The 19,340-nt window shown below is 61.9% G+C and carries 15 protein-coding genes and 1 pseudogene; 8 read left to right on the plus strand and 8 right to left on the minus strand.

Annotated features, from left to right (window positions below; translation table 11 throughout):
- Nucleotides 1-63: 63 nt before the first annotated feature.
- Both PSH87_RS26815 and PSH87_RS26820 read right to left on the minus strand, forming a co-directional pair.
- Nucleotides 64-918: a sulfurtransferase gene (locus tag PSH87_RS26815; protein ID WP_305431709.1), complete on the minus strand. Its 855-nt coding sequence runs from the start codon at nucleotides 916-918 to the stop codon at nucleotides 64-66.
- Between the two features lie 33 nt (nucleotides 919-951).
- A pseudogene (locus PSH87_RS26820) lies at nucleotides 952-1,625 on the minus strand (TetR/AcrR family transcriptional regulator).
- 147 nt (nucleotides 1,626-1,772) lie between these two features.
- Here PSH87_RS26820 and PSH87_RS26825 point away from each other — a divergent pair.
- The 5 genes from PSH87_RS26825 to PSH87_RS26845 all read left to right on the plus strand — a co-directional run bounded on the left by PSH87_RS26825 (nucleotide 1,773) and on the right by PSH87_RS26845 (nucleotide 6,473).
- Nucleotides 1,773-3,200 carry a coniferyl aldehyde dehydrogenase gene (locus tag PSH87_RS26825; protein ID WP_305431710.1) on the plus strand — a complete coding sequence of 476 codons (1,428 nt, stop codon included), beginning with the start codon at nucleotides 1,773-1,775 and terminating at the stop codon, nucleotides 3,198-3,200.
- A 28-nt stretch (nucleotides 3,201-3,228) separates the two neighbouring features.
- On the plus strand, nucleotides 3,229-3,774 hold the full coding sequence (locus PSH87_RS26830) for a twin-arginine translocation pathway signal protein (RefSeq protein ID WP_305431711.1): 546 nt from the start codon (nucleotides 3,229-3,231) through the stop codon (nucleotides 3,772-3,774).
- A gap of 166 nt (nucleotides 3,775-3,940) precedes the next feature.
- Nucleotides 3,941-5,536 carry a GMC family oxidoreductase gene (locus PSH87_RS26835; protein WP_305431712.1) on the plus strand — a complete coding sequence of 532 codons (1,596 nt, stop codon included), beginning with the start codon at nucleotides 3,941-3,943 and terminating at the stop codon, nucleotides 5,534-5,536.
- Nucleotides 5,537-5,639: 103 nt separating this feature from the next.
- On the plus strand, nucleotides 5,640-6,119 hold the full coding sequence (coaD, locus tag PSH87_RS26840) for a pantetheine-phosphate adenylyltransferase (RefSeq protein ID WP_003176711.1): 480 nt from the start codon (nucleotides 5,640-5,642) through the stop codon (nucleotides 6,117-6,119).
- A gap of 102 nt (nucleotides 6,120-6,221) precedes the next feature.
- A complete protein-coding gene (locus PSH87_RS26845) occupies nucleotides 6,222-6,473 on the plus strand; it encodes a YfhL family 4Fe-4S dicluster ferredoxin (RefSeq protein ID WP_017734768.1) in 252 nt (83 codons plus the stop codon).
- Nucleotides 6,474-6,578: 105 nt separating this feature from the next.
- On the opposite strand, the gene mutM is transcribed toward PSH87_RS26845, so the two are convergent.
- Together mutM and PSH87_RS26855 are read right to left on the minus strand one after the other, a co-directional pair.
- Nucleotides 6,579-7,391 carry a bifunctional DNA-formamidopyrimidine glycosylase/DNA-(apurinic or apyrimidinic site) lyase gene (gene mutM, locus PSH87_RS26850; RefSeq protein WP_017734767.1) on the minus strand — a complete coding sequence of 271 codons (813 nt, stop codon included), beginning with the start codon at nucleotides 7,389-7,391 and terminating at the stop codon, nucleotides 6,579-6,581.
- 22 nt (nucleotides 7,392-7,413) lie between these two features.
- Nucleotides 7,414-8,226, minus strand: a complete 813-nt coding sequence (locus tag PSH87_RS26855; protein ID WP_177325309.1) for an HDOD domain-containing protein — start codon at nucleotides 8,224-8,226, stop codon at nucleotides 7,414-7,416.
- 279 nt (nucleotides 8,227-8,505) lie between these two features.
- Between PSH87_RS26855 and PSH87_RS26860 the strand changes: the two genes are divergently transcribed.
- Both PSH87_RS26860 and PSH87_RS26865 read left to right on the plus strand, forming a co-directional pair.
- A complete protein-coding gene (locus PSH87_RS26860; protein WP_003213799.1) occupies nucleotides 8,506-9,702 on the plus strand; it encodes a class I SAM-dependent rRNA methyltransferase in 1,197 nt (398 codons plus the stop codon).
- A gap of 194 nt (nucleotides 9,703-9,896) precedes the next feature.
- Entirely contained in the window at nucleotides 9,897-11,072 is a 1,176-nt protein-coding gene (locus PSH87_RS26865; protein WP_305431713.1) for an MFS transporter, read from the plus strand.
- On the opposite strand, the gene PSH87_RS26870 is transcribed toward PSH87_RS26865, so the two are convergent.
- Nucleotides 11,047-12,780 carry a DUF4153 domain-containing protein gene (locus PSH87_RS26870; RefSeq protein ID WP_305431714.1) on the minus strand — a complete coding sequence of 578 codons (1,734 nt, stop codon included), beginning with the start codon at nucleotides 12,778-12,780 and terminating at the stop codon, nucleotides 11,047-11,049. The two genes, PSH87_RS26865 and PSH87_RS26870, sit on opposite strands and share 26 nt — an antisense overlap.
- A 289-nt stretch (nucleotides 12,781-13,069) precedes the next feature.
- Between PSH87_RS26870 and ilvD the strand changes: the two genes are divergently transcribed.
- Entirely contained in the window at nucleotides 13,070-14,911 is a 1,842-nt protein-coding gene (ilvD, locus tag PSH87_RS26875; protein ID WP_017734762.1) for a dihydroxy-acid dehydratase, read from the plus strand.
- Between the two features lie 206 nt (nucleotides 14,912-15,117).
- Here the strand turns inward: ilvD and PSH87_RS26880 are convergent, their stop codons facing one another.
- From PSH87_RS26880 to PSH87_RS26890, 3 genes are all read right to left on the minus strand, one after another.
- Nucleotides 15,118-17,559 (minus strand): TonB-dependent siderophore receptor, encoded by a 2,442-nt coding sequence (locus PSH87_RS26880; RefSeq protein WP_305431716.1) that lies wholly within the window; start codon nucleotides 17,557-17,559, stop codon nucleotides 15,118-15,120.
- A gap of 134 nt (nucleotides 17,560-17,693) precedes the next feature.
- Nucleotides 17,694-18,641, minus strand: a complete 948-nt coding sequence (locus PSH87_RS26885) for a FecR family protein (RefSeq protein ID WP_305431718.1) — start codon at nucleotides 18,639-18,641, stop codon at nucleotides 17,694-17,696.
- Nucleotides 18,638-19,171 (minus strand): RNA polymerase sigma factor, encoded by a 534-nt coding sequence (locus PSH87_RS26890; protein WP_305431719.1) that lies wholly within the window; start codon nucleotides 19,169-19,171, stop codon nucleotides 18,638-18,640. Before PSH87_RS26890 ends, PSH87_RS26885 begins: the two co-directional genes overlap by 4 nt.
- Nucleotides 19,172-19,340: the final 169 nt, after the last annotated feature.

Consider the following 19,340-nt stretch of genomic DNA (forward strand, 5'->3'; position numbering starts at 1 on the left):
CTGACCCACCGCTATCGCAGGCAAGCCAGCTCCCACATTTTGATTGGGTTTTCACCCTGTGCTTTAGTCGCCTGTAGCGATTTCCCGCGCCGGATCAGTAATCCACTCACTCCACGACCCCGCATACAACTTACCCAACGGATACCCCGCCAGGCTCAGGGCAAACAGGTTATGACACGCCGTCACCCCCGAACCGCAATAGGCCACCAGCTCATCCGGTGAACGACCTTGCAACTGATCCGCAAACCGTTGCTTGAGCTGCTCAACCGGCAAAAACCGTCCATCGCTGCCCAGGTTTTCACTGAACGCCGCACACTGCGCCCCCGGAATATGCCCGGCGACCGGGTCGATCGGCTCCACCTCACCGCGAAAGCGCGGCTGGGCACGGGCATCGAGCAAGGTCAGGCCCGGCTGGCCCAGGCGCTTTTGCAGGTGTTCAGCGTCCAGCAACAAATGGTTGTCCGGCGTGCCGGCAAAGGTCCCGGGCTCGATGACTGGCGCATCCAGGCTCAACGGCAAACCCGCCGCATGCCAGGCCTTGAGGCCGCCATCGAGGATAAACACGCCATCACGCTTGCCCAACCACGCCAGCAACCACCACGCCCGGGCGGCAAATGCGCCGGGGCCGTCGTCATACAGCACCACGTCGGTATCGGCATTGATGCCCCACGCCCGCAGTTGCTGCACCAGCGTCTCCGCGGCTGGCAACGGGTGACGACCGGTCACGCCCTTGGTCACCGGCCCACTGAGGTGGCGCTCCAAATCAGCATATTGCGCGCCCTCGATATGCCCTTCGGCGTAGCTGCAACGCCCGTAATCCGGGTCTTCAAGGGCAAAGCGGCAATCAAGGATCACCAGCCCAGGCGACTGCTGGCGCTCGGCCAATTGCTGGGGGCTGATCAGTTGGGCAAGCGGCATGACGGACTCCTGTGGACAGATTCGGGAAAGGTCCTACTTCACTTCTTCCAGTGCCTGATTCAACGGCACGTAAAACTCTTTGAACAACGCGTCGACCGCGTCCTTGGCCTCGGGCGTGACAAACCCGGCCTCCAGCACCAGCACCCTGGTACACCCCGCGCTTGATCGCCTCGGCGCTCAGGTGGGCGGAATTTTCATTGGTGGTACACAGGAAGCGCACCCACGACGTAAGAATGATCCACGCGTTGAGGGTCAGGGCTTCGGTCTGGATCGGGTCCATATTGAGGATGCCGGCATCGACGAACCCCCGGTAGATCGCATTGCCCTGGATCAGGCAGCGCTGGGAAAAACGCCGATAGCCGGTGGCCAGTTCCCGGGTCGCTCTCCAGCAGGTGTTCAAGGTCGCGGTGCAGGAAACGATAGCGCCACATGCCGGCGAGCAAGGCCTGCAAGTAAAAACGTTTGTCCTGGACGGTGGCGGCGCGCCCCTCGGGCGGACGCAGGAAACTGTCCACCAGGGCTTCGTATTCGCGAAACAGCACGGCGATGATCGCCTGCTTGTTGGGGAAGTGGTAGTACAGGTTGCCCGGGGAAATTTCCATATGGGCAGCAATATGGTTGGTGCTGATACTGCGCTCGCCCTGCTGGTTAAAAAGCTCCAGGCTGGTTTGCACAATGCGCTCGCTGGTCTTTACTCGTGGTGCCATAGGGGAATCAGCTTCTATACACGTGATGGGGCATCTTACGGCCTATCCCGGCCTGGATAAAACTGCATGTTGCTGCAATGTTATTTGACAATTTAGAGCAATGACTCTAAAAATCCAGGCAGACCTATAACAACCGGGAACTGCGCCATGTCTGCCAACGTTGCCTACCTGCAAGATTCCCAGGCGCTGGAACACCTCCAGGACCTGTTCGACGCCCAACAACGCGCCTACGCGGCCAACCCGATGCCGCCGGCCGGCCAACGCCAGCAATGGCTCAAGGCCTTGCGCGATTTGCTCAGCAACGAACGCCAGGCGTTGATCAACGCCATCAGCCAGGATTTCAGCCACCGCAGCGCCGACGAAACCCTGTTCGCCGAACTGATGCCCAGCCTGCACGGCATCCATTACGCCAGCAAACACCTCAAAGACTGGATGAAACCTTCACGCCGCGCTGTAGGCATTGCCTTCCAGCCCGCGTCCGCCAAGGTCATCTACCAGCCGCTGGGCGTGGTCGGCGTGATTGTGCCGTGGAACTACCCGCTGTACCTGGCCATTGGCCCGCTGGTCGGGGCGTTGGCGGCGGGCAACCGGGTGATGCTCAAGCTCAGCGAATCCACCCCGGCCACCGGCGAGCTGCTGAAAAAGCTGCTGGCGAAGATCTTCCCCGAAGACCTGGTGTGCGTGGTGCTCGGCGAGGCCGATATGGGCATCGCGTTTTCCCGGCTGCGCTTCGACCACCTGCTGTTCACCGGCGCCACCAGCATCGGCAAGCATGTGATGCGCGCGGCAGCCGAACACCTCACGCCGGTCACCCTGGAACTGGGCGGCAAGTCGCCGGCCATCGTGTCTGCCGATGTGCCGCTCAAGGACGCCGCCGAACGCATCGCTTTCGGCAAGGCCTTGAACGCCGGGCAAACCTGCGTGGCGCCGGACTACGTGTTGGTGCCGGAAGATCGCGTGGAGGGTTTCATAGAGGCCTACACCCAAGCGATTCGCGGATTTTATCCGACCCTGGCCGACAACCCGGACTACACCGCCATCATCAACGAACGGCAATTGGCGCGGCTCAATGCCTACGCCAAGGACGCCACCGACAAGGGCGCCACGCTGATTCCGCTGTTTGATCAGGGCCAGGCCCGGCGCATGGCCCACAGCCTGTTGCTGAATGTCAGCGATGACATGACGGTGATGCAGGACGAAATCTTCGGCCCGCTGCTGCCGATCGTGCCGTATCGCGGCCTCGACCAGGCCTTTGCCTACATCAACCAGCGCCCTCGCCCACTGGCCCTGTATTACTTCGGCTACAACAAGGGCGAACAGAACCGCGTACTCCACGAGACCCATTCCGGCGGCGTATGCCTGAACGACACCCTGCTGCACGTGGCCCAGGACGACATGCCGTTCGGCGGCATCGGCCCCTCGGGCATGGGCCACTACCACGGCCACGAAGGTTTCCTCACGTTCAGCAAAGCCAAAGGCGTGCTGGTGAAGCAACGCCTGAACGCGGCGAAGTTGATCTACCCGCCTTATGGCAAGGCGATCCAGAAGTTGATCCAGAAGCTGTTTATCCGCTGATAACACCACTCTCGGGATAACAATAAAAATGAACCCCAGCCTGACTGAAACACCCGCGCTGTCACGGCGCGGCGTCTTGAAAATCGGCCTGTGCGCCAGCGCCTTCCTCGCCACCGCCGGACTCGGCGCCAGCCTCAGCGGCTGCTCCAGCAGCACACCGGCCAGCGGTTTTGTGATGTTGCGCAGCAGCGACCTGCCGTTCCTGCGCGCCGTGATTCCGGTGCTGCTCGAAGGCGTGGCCAGCGCCGAGGCCGTCACCAACGGGATCGAAGACACCCTGAAAAAGCTCGATTTCAGCCTGCAACGCCTGTCGCCGGAGATGTTCAAGCTCACCCAGCAACTGTTTGACGTGCTGGGCATGGGCATCACCCGTGGGCCGCTGACCGGGATCTGGGGCGGCTGGGAAAACGCCAGCAGCGAGCAGATCCGCACCTTCCTGCATCGCTGGGAGAACAGCTACCTGAACCTGCTGCGCATGGGCCAGGGTTCGTTGCTCAAGCTGGTGATCATGGCGTGGTACTTCCAGCCGGTGTCGTGGGCCCATTGCGGCTACCCCGGGCCACCCAAGATCTAGCCTTGAAAACCCAATTAAAACTGTGGGAGCTGGCTTGCCTGCGATAGCGGTACATCAGTGAAGGTTGTAGTGGCTGACACACCGCCATCGCGGGCAAGCCCGCTCCCACAGGGGTTTGCAGTGTTTGTCCGAACTCAACTTCGTATAAAAACAAGAGTGCATTCCTATGCCCGTACCCGATCTGTTCCGTGAAGGCCTCGCCCGTGGCTGGAAAACCCACAACGGCGCCGCCCTCGACAGCGACCTGACCCTGGAAGCCGACGTTGCCATCATCGGCAGCGGCGCCGGCGGCGGTACCACCGCCGAGATCCTCAGCGCCGCCGGCTACAAGGTGCTGCTGATCGAAGAAGGCCCGCTCAAGACCAGCAGCGATTTCAAGCTGCTTGAGGACGAGGCCTACACCAGCCTGTACCAGGAAGGCATCGGCCGCATGAGCAAGGACGGCGCGATCACCATCCTGCAAGGCCGGGCCGTGGGCGGTACCACCTTGATCAACTGGACGTCGAGCTTTCGCACGCCGGACGCCACCCTTTCCCACTGGGCCAGCGAATACGCGGTGAAGGGCCACAGCAGCGCCGAGATGGCGCCATGGTTCGAAAAAATGGAGCAACGCCTGGGCATCGCGCCGTGGGCCATGCCGCCCAACCCCAATAACGACGTGATCCGCAAAGGCTGCGAGAAGCTTGGCTACAGCTGGCATGTGATCCCGCGCAATGTGCGTGGCTGCTTCAACCTGGGGTATTGCGGCATGGGTTGCCCGGTCAACGCCAAGCAGTCGATGCTGGTGACCACCATCCCATCCACCTTGGAAGCCGGCGGCGAGTTGCTCTACCTGGCCCGCGCCGAACGCCTTAAATACAGCGGCGACACCATCAGCAGCCTGGAATGCGTGGCCATGGACGCGCTGTGCGTGGCGCCCACCGGTCGCAAGATCACGGTGAAAGCCAAGCACTACGTGCTCGCCGGCGGCGGCATCAACAGCCCGGCGCTGCTGATGCGCTCGGACGCTCCCGACCCGCATTCACGGGTGGGCAAACGCACCTTCCTGCATTTGGTGAATTTCTCGGCGGGGCTGTTCGACGAGGTGATCAACCCGTTCTACGGCGCGCCGCAATCGATATATTCCGACCATTTCCAATGGCAGGACGGCACCACCGGCAAAATGTCGTACAAGCTGGAAGCACCGCCCCTACATCCCGCGTTGGCCAGCACCCTGCTGGGCGGCTATGGCGAACAGAACGCCCTGGACATGAGCCAATTGCCCAACACCCACGCCATGCTCGCGCTGCTGCGGGACGGCTTTCACCCCGACAGCCCCGGCGGCACCGTGGATCTGCGCGGTGACGGCACGCCGGTGCTCGACTACCAGGTCTCGGACTACGCCTGGGACGGCCTGCGCCGGGCCTTCCACAGCATGGCCGAGATCCAGTTCGCGGCGGGTGCCAAGTCGGTCAAGCCGCTGCACCACGATGCGCGCTACGTGAAAACCCTGGGCGAAGCCCGCGCAATGATCGACGACCTCAACCTGGAACTGCACCGCACCTGCCTGGGCAGCGCCCATGTGATGGGCGGTTGCGCCATGGGCGAAGACCCGAAAAATGCGGTGGCCGACAGCCTCGGGCGCCATCATCAATTGCGCAACCTGTCGATCCACGACGGTTCGCTGTTCCCCACCAGCATTGGGGCCAACCCGCAATTGTCGGTGTATGGATTGACCGCGCAACTGGCGACCGCGTTGGCCGAACGTCTGAAAACAGCGTGAAAAAACGTCGGATACGCGGCGTCTATCTACATAAGTCGACTTGGCCGACCGGGATGGCTGCGATACCATCCGGTTCCCCAACGGACTCCGCCAGGACGACGCGATGAACCGAGTGTTGTACCCAGGTACCTTCGACCCGATTACCAAAGGCCATGGCGATCTGGTCGAACGCGCCTCACGCTTGTTCGACCATGTGATCATCGCGGTCGCAGCCAGCCCCAAGAAAAACCCGCTGTTTCCCCTGGAACAGCGCGTGGAACTGGCGCGTGAGGTCACCAAGCACCTGCCCAACGTGGAAGTGGTGGGCTTTTCCACGCTGCTTGCGCACTTCGCCAAAGAGCAGAACGCCAATGTGTTCCTGCGCGGTCTTCGCGCGGTGTCGGACTTCGAATACGAATTCCAGCTGGCCAACATGAACCGCCAACTGGCGCCGGACGTGGAAAGCCTGTTCCTCACGCCGTCGGAACGTTATTCGTTCATTTCCTCGACGTTGGTCCGTGAAATCGCCGCTTTGGGCGGAGATATCACCAAGTTCGTCCACCCAGCCGTGGCCGATGCGCTGACGTTGCGCTTCAAGAAGTAAGACCGCCTGATCGGCGCCCGCTCGCACTGCGGGCGCCAATGCGGCACAATTGCGCGCATTAGTTTTCAGATGCCCTGGCTGACAGCCCTGGCAGGAGTTTCCATGTCCCTGATCATCACCGACGATTGCATCAATTGCGACGTCTGCGAACCCGAGTGCCCGAACGCTGCCATTTCCCAGGGTGAAGAGATCTACGTGATCGACCCGAACCTGTGCACCCAGTGTGTCGGCCACTATGACGAACCGCAGTGCCAGCAGGTCTGCCCGGTGGATTGCATTCCACTGGATGAAGCGCATCCGGAGACGGAAGAGCAGTTGATGGACAAGTACCGCAAGATTACTGGCAAGGCTTAAGGGCCTCATCGCAGGCAAGCCAGCTCCCACACTTGATCGGGTTCACACGGTCAAAATGTGGGAGCTGGCTTGCCTGCGATAGCGATATCAGCCCTCACACAGCAATCAGCTCTGGCACCTAGGGCAAAACACACTCGCCCGCTGCCCCAGCATCACATTGCGCAACTCCGTCCCGCACACCTTGCACGCCTCGTTCCCCCGGCCATAAACGAACAGCTCCTGCTGGAAATACCCCGGCTGCCCATCCCCACCGATAAAGTCGCGCAATGTCGTACCGCCCCGCTCGATCGCAGCGGCCAGGATGCGCTTGATCTCGATCGCCAGCTTCAAATAACGCGCTCGCGAGATACCGCCCGCCTCGCGACGCGGATCGATCCCCGCCGCAAACAGTGCTTCGGTCGCATAGATATTGCCCACGCCCACCACCACCGCGTTGTCCATGATGAACGGCTTCACCGCCATCGAACGGCCACGGGACAGTTTGAACAAGCGCTCACCGTCAAACAGGTCGGTCAACGGCTCCGGTCCCAGGCGGAGCAGCAGTTCGTGGTTGTGCGGGTCCTGGCTCCAGAGCATCGCGCCAAAACGCCGTGGGTCGGTGTAGCGCAGGGCCAGGCCCGACTCCAGCTCGATGTCCACATGTTCATGCTTGAGCGCCGGCAGCCCGACTTCCACCAACCGCAAGTTGCCCGACATGCCCAAATGGCTGATCAGCGTGCCCACTTCGGCGTTGATCAACAGGTACTTGGCCCGCCGCTCCACCAAGACGATGCGTTGCCCGGACAGGCGCACATCCAAATCTTCCGGGATCGGCCAGCGCAGGCGCCGCTCGCGCACGATCACGCGGCTGACGCGCTGGCCTTCCAGGTGCGGCGCAATCCCACGCCGGGTGGTTTCGACTTCGGGCAACTCGGGCATAGGTACCTCGTAAACGGAAGGGTCAGTGTGCGCCCAGTTCGCGGATCGACAACTTCATGCTTTCGAAGTCGTAGTCCGACAGGCCCACGTAGTCCAGCACCAGGTGGCTGATGGCATTCCACTCATGGTCCACCGACTGGTTGCCCAGCACACGGTAGGACGAGCAGATGTGCTCGGCCATTTTCAGGATCGCCAGCAGGTTTTTCAGCTGCGGATTGCGCGACGATTCATCGCTGAAAATCGCCAGGGCATTGTGGTGGTTGGCGATGGCGTCGGTCACATGCTGCGGCAGGCGCCAGGATTTCGCGGTGTAGTAGCCGACCACCGCATGGTTGGTGTTGAACGCGTTGTTCTCGGTATCCACCACGCGGCAGTCCGGGCCGGCGTTGGCGTAGGCCTCTTCGAGCACCGCCATGTAATTGGGGAAGCGCTTGAGCATCAGCGGCACGCCGCAATCGTGGAACAGGCCGAGGGCGTAGGCTTCGTCCACCGCCTGGGCGCCGGTGCGCTTGGCCAGGGTCAGGCAGGTCATGGCCACGTCCTGGGCGGTGTCCCAGAAACGGTTGAGGGTGACGATGGTGTCATCGCTCATCTCGCCCTTTATCGACAGTGCGTTGATCAGGTTGATGATCGAGCGGCTGCCCAGCAGGTTCACGGCGCGCTGGATCGAGGCGATCTTGTTGCTCAGGCCGAAATACGACGAGTTGACGATCTTCAGCAATGCGCCGGACAGGCCTGGGTCCTGGGCAATCAGCCGGGCGATCACTTCCAGGTCCGGGTCGGGCATGTACTGCTCCATCTGCAGATCCACCATGATCTGCGGCTGAGGCGGCACACTGATGCCTTGCAGGGCCTGTTGGATCTGTTCGGCGGATAGCTCTTGGGACATAAGTACTTACTCTGGACTAGGCGGGGATTCTAACCTCTAAGCAAACCTGACCGACACCTCAATAACCTGAACTGAAACCCGATCCAATGTGGGAGCTGGCTTGCCTGCGATAGCCTCACCACCGTACGTCAGATACACCGCACCGCCTGCATCGCAGGCAAGCCAGCTCCCACATGAAACAGCGTGCAACAGGTATACTCCCGCTCTTTTTTCCGGAGCGACGTCATGTCCCTGCCAAGCCTGCGTCTCAAAGCCAACGCCGATCGTCGTTTGCGCAACGGCCACCTGTGGGTCTACAGCAACGAAATCGACGTGGCCGCCACCCCACTCCACGGCTTCCAGGCGGGCGACCAGGCTATCCTGGAAGCGGCCGGCGGCAAGACCCTGGGCATCGTGGCCATGAGCCCGAACAACCTGATCTGCGCGCGCCTGCTGTCGCGCGACATCAAGTTGCCGCTGGACAAGTCGCTGCTGGTGCACCGCATCAACGTCGCCCTGTCCCTGCGTGACCGTCTGTTCGACAAGCCGTTCTACCGCCTGGTCTACGGCGACTCCGACCTGCTGCCAGGCCTGGTGGTCGACCGTTTCGGCGACATCCTGGTGGTGCAGATCGCTTCGGCGACCATGGAAGCCCATAAGGAAGACGTGATCGCCGCACTGACCCAAGTGCTCAAGCCAAGCGGCATCCTGTTCAAGAACGACTCCGCCGCACGCGACGCCGAAGGCCTCAACCGCTACGTCGAAACCGTGTTCGGCCTGGTGCCGGAGTGGGTCGCGCTGGAAGAAAACGGCGTGAAATTCGAAGCCCCGGTGATCCAGGGCCAGAAGACCGGCTGGTTCTACGACCACCGCATGAACCGTGCGCGCCTGGCCCCGTATGCCAAAGGCAAACGCGTGCTCGACCTGTACAGCTACATCGGCGGTTGGGGCGTGCAAGCCGCAGCCTTCGGCGCCAGTGAAGTGTTCTGCGTCGACGCCTCCGCCTTCGCCCTCGACGGCGTCGAGCGCAACGCGGCGCTGAACGGCGTTGCCGAGAAGATGACCTGCATCGAAGGCGACGTGTTTGAAGCGTTGAAAGAACTGAAAGCCAGCGAAGAACGCTTCGACGTGATCGTCGCCGACCCTCCGGCCTTCATCAAGCGCAAAAAAGACATGAAGAACGGCGAAGGCGCCTACCGCCGCCTGAACGAGCAAGCCATGCGCCTGCTCAGCAAGGACGGCATCCTCGTCAGCGCGTCGTGCTCCATGCACTTGCCGGAAGACGACCTGCAAAACATCCTGCTGACCAGCGCCCGCCACCTGGACCGCAATATCCAGATGCTGGAACGTGGCGGCCAGGGCCCGGACCATCCGGTGCACCCGGCGATTGCCGAGACGCGTTACATCAAGAGCATCACGTGCCGCCTGCTGCCTAACAGCTAAGTCGCGCACAGCTCAAAAGGTTGGCTAGGTCAATGTGGGAGCTGGCTTGCCTGCGATAGCGGTGTATCAGATACACCGCTATCGCAGGCAAGCCCGCTCCCACACTTTTTTGTGGTGTGTCTGGAATTTGATTGAATTCCATTTTCCGCAGACTAGTATCGGTTTTCTGGTTTTACTCCGGGAAAACAAAAACAATGTCTGGGCCCACCCTCTCGCGCTTCATCCTCATCACCTGCATCTCCCTGATCAGCTTCTTCCCGATCAATATCCTGCTGCCCTCCTTCCCCGCCCTGTCCGCCCACTTCGATACGCCCACCGCCGACGTCGCGCTGTCCATCAGCCTGTTCACCCTGGTCTTTGCGGTCTCGCAACTGGTCGCCGGGCCGCTGTCGGATAAATGGGGGCGCAAGGAAGTGCTGGTCGGCTGCATCAGCCTGTCGATCCTTGGCGCCATCGGTTGCGCACTGGCGCCGGACTACCTGAGCTTCCTGCTGTTTCGCAGCGTGCAGGCCATGGGTTGTGGATTTTTCGTCCTGGGCCACGCGCTGGTGGAAGACCTGTTCGACGAACAAGACCGCGCCCGCGTGCGCCTGTATTACATGACCTTGAGCGGCTCGTTTGTCGCGCTGTCACCGCTGATCGGCTCCTGGCTGCAAACCACCTTCGACTGGCAAGGCAGCTTCTACGGCTTTGCCCTGATGGCGTTGGGCATGTTGATCCACGCGGCCTGCATCCTGCCGTCGAAGGCCGCCAGCCCGCACCGCGCCGCCGTTTCCATCATCGGCACGCTGAAAGCCGTCGGCAAAAATCGCGATTTCCTACGCTACTGGTGGATCGCCGCGCTGGTGTTCACCTGCTACTTCGCGCTGATCAGCGTGACGCCACTGATCTTCATGGACACGCTGCAGCTCTCCGAATACCAATACGCGCTGGTGCTGATGGTGTACGGCGTGGCCTACCTGCTCGGTGGCGTCGCGGCGTCGTATTTGCAGAAGCGCATCACGCTGTCGCGGCAGATCAATATTGGCCTCGGTTTGCTCAGCGTCGCCGGATTACTGCTGACCTTGATGGTCAGTCTGCACGCCATCACCACGGTGACCTTGCTGATCCCGATGCTGATCAGCGCCCTCGCCGTGACGCTGGTACGACCCGCCGCGATTTCCGCAGCGATGCTGCTGTTTTCCAGCAGCGCCGGCACGGCCGCGTCGGCGGGCAACAGCATCATGTTTCTCACCGCCGCCGTCAGCAGCGCGGCGTTGGCTCAGGCCGGCGAGCATCTGCTGCTGACCATTGCCCTCAGTTTCATCGTGCTCAGCTTCTGGGGGCTGGTGACCAATCGGCAGACTACGGCTCGCGCATTACCGGCGTGAGCAGCATGTCACTGGTCTGCAACTGCCGGTAACGCGGCTTGACCAGCTCGATCCGGCCGATGCGGATGTCGTGGATCAGCATTTCGGTGTCCACGTAGCCGTCCGGCAGTTGCGTCCAGACCAGTGGGCCACGATCGTCCCACTTGCCCTTCTCATCCAGGGCAAAGATGCGCGGTGGCTTGGCATCGTGGCGGTAGCCGGTGTTCGGAATCGCCAGCACTTCGGGCTGGCCATCCAGGTCGAGGTCCACCGCCCACAACACACAGTTGGACTCGCACGGTGAGTCGGTTTCAAGGCTCAGTTCGGCAAACTGCTCGCTGCCCTTGGGCTTGGGGCCGATCCATTCCAGTTCGGCCTTGGGCCGCTGGGCGCGCTCCTTGGCGTATTGCTCGCTGAAACTCAGCGCCGTGTCGTCCATCCGCTCGCGCAAAATACGGCGCGAGTCCGCGTCGAGAATGCGCTCTTTATCCAGATCCTCCTGCAGCTTGGCGTAAGCCTCTTCACCCGCCTTTTCCAGGCCGAAACGCAGGTAGTGCGCGTCAAAGGCCGCGGCCTTGGTGCGCCCGTCGAGCAAGCGTTGCACCTGATCATTCACACTGATCTGTATCGGGTTGAGCAGCGGCGTGTTGATCAACACCACCAGCGCACAAAACAGCAACGCCAATGCCGGGTTGGTCACGCGCAAGTTGCCCAGCCACACAGGCTTACGCAACACCACCGCCCACACCGCCGCCAGGCCATACAAACCGCACAACAACGCCGCCGCCAACGCGATGAAGCGCTGCGGCGACAAGGCATATTGCTCGACCCGCAGCCAACTCGAATAAAACGCCAGCGCCGCGAGGACCGGCAGGCACAACAGGCTCAACTCGATAAACCGCGTCAACCACCGGGGATAGGGCCGAGGCTGCCGGCCATCCTGGAACACGCCATTGAGCAGGAACAACTGCGCACCGGCCAACACCAGCAGAATCGGCGTGGAGTAGCCCGTGGCCCAGATCCGCTCGAGCCCGGTAAACGGCAGGGCCAGGGTAAACAGCACGCTGATCAGCGCGATCAGCGGCAGCAGCAACCCACAGGCGCTGAGCAGCATGCTGCGCATCTGGCCGATGACCTTCTCGCTGCGCGCCGCCAGGTACATGCCCAGCGCGAACACCAGTGGCAGGGCGAAACACAGGAACAACTCACTCCAGAAGTGCCGCTCGAAAAACTCGATGCCCAGCATCAGGAACAATCGGCTCCACAGCTTGAGCAAGGCCATGAACAGCCCCACCAGGATCAGCGCGTAGAGCACGATAAACACGCTGTTCCAGGCTTGCTGGAACAGGTCTTCATAGCGCCAGCGCTGGCCTTTGGCGCTAGGCCAGGCGAACAGGAAGCTGGCGCAGACGTAGCTCAGCACCACCACGCTGATAAACCACGAGTTGATCGCCCAACGGTTGTCGCCGATATGCTCGACGCCGTAACACACCCACAGCGTCATGCCGCCCATCAGCAGGGTGAACACCAGCGTCGGCAACAACGAACGCCAGTGTCGGACTTTTTCCCCGAGCAACTGCAACGTGGTGCCGCCTACCAGGACCAGGGTGTAGGTGACAAAAAACAGCGCTTCGTTTACGCGATAAAGCTGGTCGGAGTAATAGAAGGCGATTCCCTGGACCAGGCCGATCAGCAGGTAGAACCCAAGAAAACGATTGATACCGGGCATTCCAGTTCCTTTGGAGTGGGGGGAGGGCAAAAGGCCGCCAGTCTAAACAAAGCCGCAGGCCCTGTAATGCCCCGTTCCCTCCAGCCGCCAGCGGTGTAGAATCGGCCCTATTCATCGCCAGTCATCCCCCGGCGGGTTTATGAGCTCGAGGCCCAAGCAAGCGGCGATCCCGCGACGCGAGTGGCAACTTCCGGACACACGGCCATTTTTCGGGTGTTCCTGACGTCAATAGAAGCTCACTCCCTTTTCCGCACCTGATTAGTAAGTGATTAGCCGCCCGGAGTGCTCCATGCCAGATTACCGCTCGAAAACATCCACCCACGGCCGCAACATGGCCGGCGCCCGCGCACTGTGGCGTGCCACGGGGATGAAAGATGACGACTTCAAGAAGCCGATCATCGCGATTGCCAACTCGTTCACCCAATTCGTACCGGGCCACGTCCACCTCAAGGACCTCGGCCAACTGGTCGCCCGCGAGATCGAACGCGCTGGCGGCGTAGCGAAGGAATTCAACACCATCGCCGTGGACGACGGCATCGCCATGGGCCATGACGGCATGCTGTATTCCCTGCCGAGCCGCGAGATCATCGCCGACTCCGTGGAGTACATGGTCAACGCCCACTGCGCCGACGCCATCGTGTGCATCTCGAACTGCGACAAGATCACCCCCGGCATGCTGATGGCCTCCCTGCGCCTGAACATCCCGGTGATCTTCGTCTCCGGCGGTCCGATGGAAGCCGGCAAGACCAAACTGGCCTCCCACGGCCTCGACCTGGTGGACGCCATGGTCATCGCCGCCGATTCCAGCGCTTCTGACGAGAAGGTCGCGGAATACGAGCGCAGCGCGTGCCCAACCTGCGGTTCGTGCTCCGGCATGTTCACCGCCAACTCGATGAACTGCCTGGTGGAAGCCCTGGGCCTGGCCTTGCCGGGCAACGGTTCCACCCTGGCCACCCACAGCGACCGCGAGCAGCTGTTCCTGCAGGCCGGCCGCACCATCGTCGAGCTGTGCAAGCGCTACTACCACGACAACGATGAGTCGGTGCTGCCGCGCAACATCGCCAACTTCAAGGCGTTCGAAAACGCCATGACCCTGGACATCGCCATGGGCGGTTCCACCAACACCATCCTGCACTTGCTGGCCGCCGCCCAGGAAGCCGAGATCGATTTCGACCTGCGCGACATCGACCGCCTGTCCCGCAACGTGCCGCAACTGTGCAAAGTCGCGCCGAACATCCAGAAGTACCACATGGAAGACGTGCACCGCGCCGGCGGGATCTTCTCGATCCTCGGCTCGCTGGCCCGTGGCGGCCTGCTGCACACCGACCTGCCGACCGTGCACAGCAAGACCCTCGCCGAAGGCATCGCCAAGTGGGACATCACCCAGACTGACGACGAAGCCGTGCACCACTTCTTCAAGGCCGGCCCGGCCGGCATCCCGACGCAAACCGCGTTCAGCCAGTCGACCCGTTGGGACACCCTCGACGACGACCGTGAAAACGGCTGCATCCGCAGCGTCGAGCACGCTTACTCCCAGGAAGGCGGCCTGGCCGTGCTGTACGGCAACATCGCCCTCGACGGCTGCGTGGTGAAAACCGCCGGTGTGGATGAGTCCATCCATGTCTTCGAAGGCCGTGCCAAGATCTACGAAAGCCAGGACAGCTCGGTGCGCGGCATCCTCGCCGACGAAGTGAAGGAAGGCGACATCGTGATCATCCGCTACGAAGGCCCGAAAGGCGGCCCGGGTATGCAGGAGATGCTCTACCCGACGTCGTACCTGAAGTCCAAAGGCCTGGGCAAAGCCTGCGCCTTGCTCACCGACGGCCGTTTCTCCGGCGGCACCTCGGGCCTGTCCATCGGCCACGCTTCGCCAGAAGCCGCTGCCGGCGGCGCGATTGGCCTGGTGCAGGATGGCGACAAGGTGCTGATCGACATTCCGAACCGTTCGATCAACCTGTTGATCAGCGACGAAGAACTGGCCGCACGCCGGGTCGAGCAGGACAAGAAGGGTTGGAAGCCGGTGGAGAAGCGTCCGCGCAAAGTCACCACCGCGCTGAAGGCCTACGCCCTGCTGGCCACCAGTGCCGACAAGGGTGCTGTGCGCAACAAGGCGATGCTTGACGGCCTGTAAGCCCCGCCCATAAAAAATGCCCCGCCAAGTGCGGGGCATTTTTTTGCCTGGTACAAATCCTCCAGAACACTGGAGATCGAACTGTGGGAGCTGGCTTGCCTGCGATGGCGGAGTGTCAGCCAACACATGTATCGCCTGACACTCCGCCATCGCGGGCAAGCCCGCTCCCACACAAGCCAGCTCCCACAGGGGGTTGGTGTAAGGCTTTAGAACTGCGGGGTGTAGGTCATGGTGAACATCACATTACGCGGATCGCCATAGTAGTTACTGCCCCAATTCGCGTTATACGCCGGGATGTAGTACTTCTTGTCGAACATATTGTTCAGGTTCGCCGCCACGGTGAATTCCTGGTTGATCTTGTACGCCACCCGCGAATCCCACAGCGCATTGCCCGGCACGCTGAACGTGCGGTCGTAGGCCTCGGTGCTGCTTTGCGCGGTCACGCCGGCGCCGACGCTGAATTTCTGCCAGTCACCCGGCAGCTGGTAATCACCCCAGACCTTGAGTAAATGCTTGGGCGTCCAGGTGCTGAAGATCTTGCCTTCGTAGTCGTCGTCCTTGAGGAATTTGGTGGTGTTGTAGGTGTAGCTGGAATTGAGCTGCAACCCCGGCAGCACTTCGCCGCTCAACGTGGCTTCAAAGCCCTGGCTGCGGACTTTGCCCGAAGCCACCGAGCAGTACCAACCGTTGCAGTTCTGCGGCCCTTGCAGGTCTTGGGCCGCGCGGTTTTCCTGGTCATAGCGGAAGATCGCAAACGAGGTGTTGAGGCGACCATCGGCCAATTCGCCCTTTATCCCCAGCTCGTAGTTCTTGCCTTCGATGGGCTTGAGGATCGCGTGGGACGTGGTTTGGTTGGTCTGTGGTTCAAACGCGTCGGCGTAGCTGGCGTAGGCCGACCATTGGTCGTTCAGTTCATAGACCAGACCGGTGTACGGCGTGACCTTGCCGTTGGTTTGGGTGGTGCTGGCTTCAGGCGCGCCATAAGTCCCCTTGATACCGCTCTGGCCGATGTAGGAGAACTCATACCAACTGGTGCGCGCGCCGACGATCAGGGTCAGCGGGTCCAGCAGCTTCACGCGCCAGGTGCCATAGATGCCTTTCTGGCGAACGTCATACCAGCTCTTGGAGCCCCAACCGTCCTTGAACAGTTGGTATTTGTCGCGCTGCGGGCGGTTGTGGTCGATGTTGAAGATATCCGCGCCCGGCGTGGCCGCCCGCGCCCACAGGTCGTCGGTGGTGAGCTTGGAATAGTTGGCGCCCAGGATCATTTCCTGCTGGAAACCCAGGCCGTCGAACTTGCCATCGACGTACACATCCGCGCCGCGACTCTTGGTGTTGAAGTCGGTGACCCAGTCGATATAACGCACGGTGCCGCCGCCGTTGGGGATGGTATCCCACGTCGCCTGGTAGGTTGCGTCGTTGTGCTCGTCCATCGCCACCAACGCGGCCTTCACCTTCCAGTCATCGTTGAAGCGATGCTCCAGGTCGGCGAACACCTGGGTCTGGTTGTTGACGTTGCGGTTCCAGCTGGCGCCGACAAAGGTCGAGCGCGGCAAGCCGATATCGCTGCCGTCGGCGTAACGGGGCAGCGACATGAAGTTGGGCCGCGAATGGCCTTTCTGGTTGCTGATGCCGACCCCGACGGTGGTGTCTGCCGTGAAGTCGTAGTCCACCGCCGCGTAGACCGTCTGATTCCAGCCGCCGGCGTAGTCGACAAAAGAGTTGGTCGTGTCGTAATCCGCCACGAAACGGCCGCGCAAGGTGCCTTGGGCATTCATCGGGCCGCCGACGTCGACTTGAGTGCCATAGTGGTCCCAGGAGCCGGCCTTGGCGGTGATGGTCACCGTGGGCGCCTGCTGGCCGCGCTTGCGCACCAGGTTCATGGTGCCGCCGGGGCTGTTGGCGCCTTGCAGCAACGCGGCCGGGCCACGCAGGGTTTCGACGCGGTCGTAGATCGCCATGTTTTCGGTGAGGTAGCTGCCCAGGGTGTAGGTGTTACGCGGGATGCCTACGCCATCGTATTGCAGGGTGCCGATCTCGAAACCCCGGGAGAAGATGAACATGCCGGGGCCGGGGGATTTGGTCGCGGTCAGGCCGGGGGTGCGCTTGACCACTTCGGACAGTTTGGTGGTGTTCTGGTCATCCATCTGCTTGCGGGTCATGACACTGACCGACTGCGGGATGTCCTTGAGTTTCTGCTCGCCCTTGCCGATGGTCACCGCGCCGGTGGTGTAGGAACCTGTACCTTCGGTAGTAGCACCCAGGCGTTCGGCGCTGATGGTTGTTGCACCGACTTCAAGGGCAGAACCGCTGGCCACGGGTTTTTCCAGGGTCACGGTGTCGGCATTGATAAACGCCGCGTTCAGCCCCGTGCCACCCAGCAACAAGCCAAGGGCCTCGCGCTGGCCCAAGCTGCCGCGCACACCTGGGGATGTCACGCCCTGGGTCAACTCACCGGACACCAGCACCTGAATCCGCGTCACCGCCGAAAACGCCGCCAACGCGCCGTCCAGGCTTTGCCCAGGAATATCGAAGCGGTAAGTCTGGGCCTGCGTGCTCTCAGCGGCCTGCAAGTACAGCGGCGCAATGCCGCTGGCCATGGAAATGGCCAGTGCCAGCAAGGGCCGTGCGGCGTATCGGTGTGCCATGGATGGTGCTCCCCGGTGCAAAAAAAGTCGGTGATCGGCGCCGCACTACTTGAGAGTGCTTACTATTTGCGCCTCAGTGATCAAGGACGATGGCTCACGGAGAAACCCTGAAACTATTTTGAAAAAAGTTGCCGTCAGGACGCTTTGCCTTCGCGCAACACCAGCAAATACGGGGTGTAATGCTCGGCGCGCAGGTTGAGGGTGTATTCCAGCGCCTTGATCACCGCATCCGGTTTGTCGATTTCAAACACGCCGGAGACCACGCGATTGCGCAGCGCGTCGCCGAGCACCAGGGTCTTGCCCGGCCAGTAGCGGTTCAGTTCGCTGACCACTTCCGACAACGGCTGCTGGCGGAATACCAACTGCCGCTGGCGCCACGCAAAGCCGCTGGCCGGATCGAAGCCGTGGACCTCGGCGAGGTGCTGGCCCTGATACTCCACCGCCCGCCCCGGCTCCAGGTACACCGTGTCACCGCTGCCCGCACTGACCTGCACCTTGCCTTGGGCCACCTGCACCCGCGTCTGCGCATCACGCCGCGCCACGCTGAACTGGGTGCCGACCACCTTGACCCAGCCCTCACCGGACTGCACCACGAAGGGCCGCGCCGGGTCCTTGGTCACGCTGAAAAAGCCTTCGCCCCTCAGCAGACGAATCTGACGCTCACCCGCGCTCATGCGCACTTGAATCGCGCTGTCGGTATTGAGTTGCAGCTGGGAACCGTCGGCCAACTCGACGGTGCGCGACTCACCGGTGCCGGTGGCGTAATCCGCGCGCAGGCGGTCGAGCCAGGGGGTGTTTTGCACGGTCAGGCCAACCGCCAACAACACCGCGGCGGCACACGCCCAACGCCGCAGCGGTTTGCGCCAGGCGGCCTGTTCGGCGCGGCGGATCACCCGGGCCGGCTCACGCAGGCCGCCCAGCAGCGCCTGCACTTCCTGCCAGGCGTCATCCTGGGCTTGGCCTTGGCCGAGCCAGGCGGCGAAGGCGTCCATTTCAGCCGGCGTCACGTCCTCGGCCTGCAAGCGGAAATACCAGCCGGACGCTTGTTCAAACAGCTCGTCGGCAGTGGGTGTGGCGGTCATGGCCGACGTCCTTGTGCATCGCAGGCAAGCCGCGTCTTGATGTACGCGCGGCATTCAATCAAGGCGCGACGCAATTGGTATTCCACACTACGCGGGGTGATCGACAGGCGTTCGCCAATCTCGCGGTAGGAAAGTTCGTCGACATGATAGAGCAGGAAGATCTGCCGAGTCGCTTCGGGCAACGCCAGGATCGCGTCCTGCATCAGTTGTTCCTGTTGGTAGGCGGCCAATTGTTCGTCGGCACCTGGGTTGGTGCACGGCAGCTCTTCGCTGGGCTCGCCGGCGTCCAGGCGCTCACGGCGGATGGCCTGGCGCTGGTGATCGCGCACCAGGTTGCTGGCGATGGTGAAGAGAAAGGCGGGGAGGTTGTCGATCTTCTCGCCGGAATCCAGGCGCGCCAGGCGCAGGAACGATTCCTGGGTCAGGTCGGCGGCCACTTGGGCGCTGCCGGTGCGGCGGGTGACGAAGGCTTCGAGGGCTTTCTTCTGCTCCGCGAACAGGCGCGCGATCTGCGAATTCCAGGAGAGCACGGCACTACCTTGAGAGGAACGGGGGGTTCAGGAGGTGTGCACGCTAGCAAAGAATGAGATTGGTTCGCAATTGATATCTATTTTTTGCTGTGGGTTTGGGGGTGTTCTTTAGGGCGCTATCGCAGGCAAGCCAGCTCCCACACTTGATCGGGTTCACACGGTCAAAATG

Origin of the sequence: Pseudomonas sp. FP453 (assembly GCF_030687495.1) — a bacterium.
In the GTDB taxonomy this organism is placed as follows: domain Bacteria; phylum Pseudomonadota; class Gammaproteobacteria; order Pseudomonadales; family Pseudomonadaceae; genus Aquipseudomonas.

Coding starts and splice junctions, on each gene's coding strand:
- PSH87_RS26830 (WP_305431711.1), top strand. CDS start 3,229: ATGAACCCCAGCCTGACTGAAACACCCGCGCTGTCACGGCGCGGCGTC.
- PSH87_RS26845 (WP_017734768.1), top strand. CDS start 6,222: ATGTCCCTGATCATCACCGACGATTGCATCAATTGCGACGTCTGCGAA.
- mutM (WP_017734767.1), bottom strand. CDS start 7,391: ATGCCCGAGTTGCCCGAAGTCGAAACCACCCGGCGTGGGATTGCGCCG.
- PSH87_RS26885 (WP_305431718.1), bottom strand. CDS start 18,641: ATGACCGCCACACCCACTGCCGACGAGCTGTTTGAACAAGCGTCCGGC.
- PSH87_RS26835 (WP_305431712.1), top strand. CDS start 3,941: ATGCCCGTACCCGATCTGTTCCGTGAAGGCCTCGCCCGTGGCTGGAAA.
- PSH87_RS26865 (WP_305431713.1), top strand. CDS start 9,897: ATGTCTGGGCCCACCCTCTCGCGCTTCATCCTCATCACCTGCATCTCC.
- PSH87_RS26870 (WP_305431714.1), bottom strand. CDS start 12,780: ATGCCCGGTATCAATCGTTTTCTTGGGTTCTACCTGCTGATCGGCCTG.
- coaD (WP_003176711.1), top strand. CDS start 5,640: ATGAACCGAGTGTTGTACCCAGGTACCTTCGACCCGATTACCAAAGGC.
- PSH87_RS26825 (WP_305431710.1), top strand. CDS start 1,773: ATGTCTGCCAACGTTGCCTACCTGCAAGATTCCCAGGCGCTGGAACAC.
- ilvD (WP_017734762.1), top strand. CDS start 13,070: ATGCCAGATTACCGCTCGAAAACATCCACCCACGGCCGCAACATGGCC.
- PSH87_RS26880 (WP_305431716.1), bottom strand. CDS start 17,559: ATGGCACACCGATACGCCGCACGGCCCTTGCTGGCACTGGCCATTTCC.
- PSH87_RS26860 (WP_003213799.1), top strand. CDS start 8,506: ATGTCCCTGCCAAGCCTGCGTCTCAAAGCCAACGCCGATCGTCGTTTG.
- PSH87_RS26815 (WP_305431709.1), bottom strand. CDS start 918: ATGCCGCTTGCCCAACTGATCAGCCCCCAGCAATTGGCCGAGCGCCAG.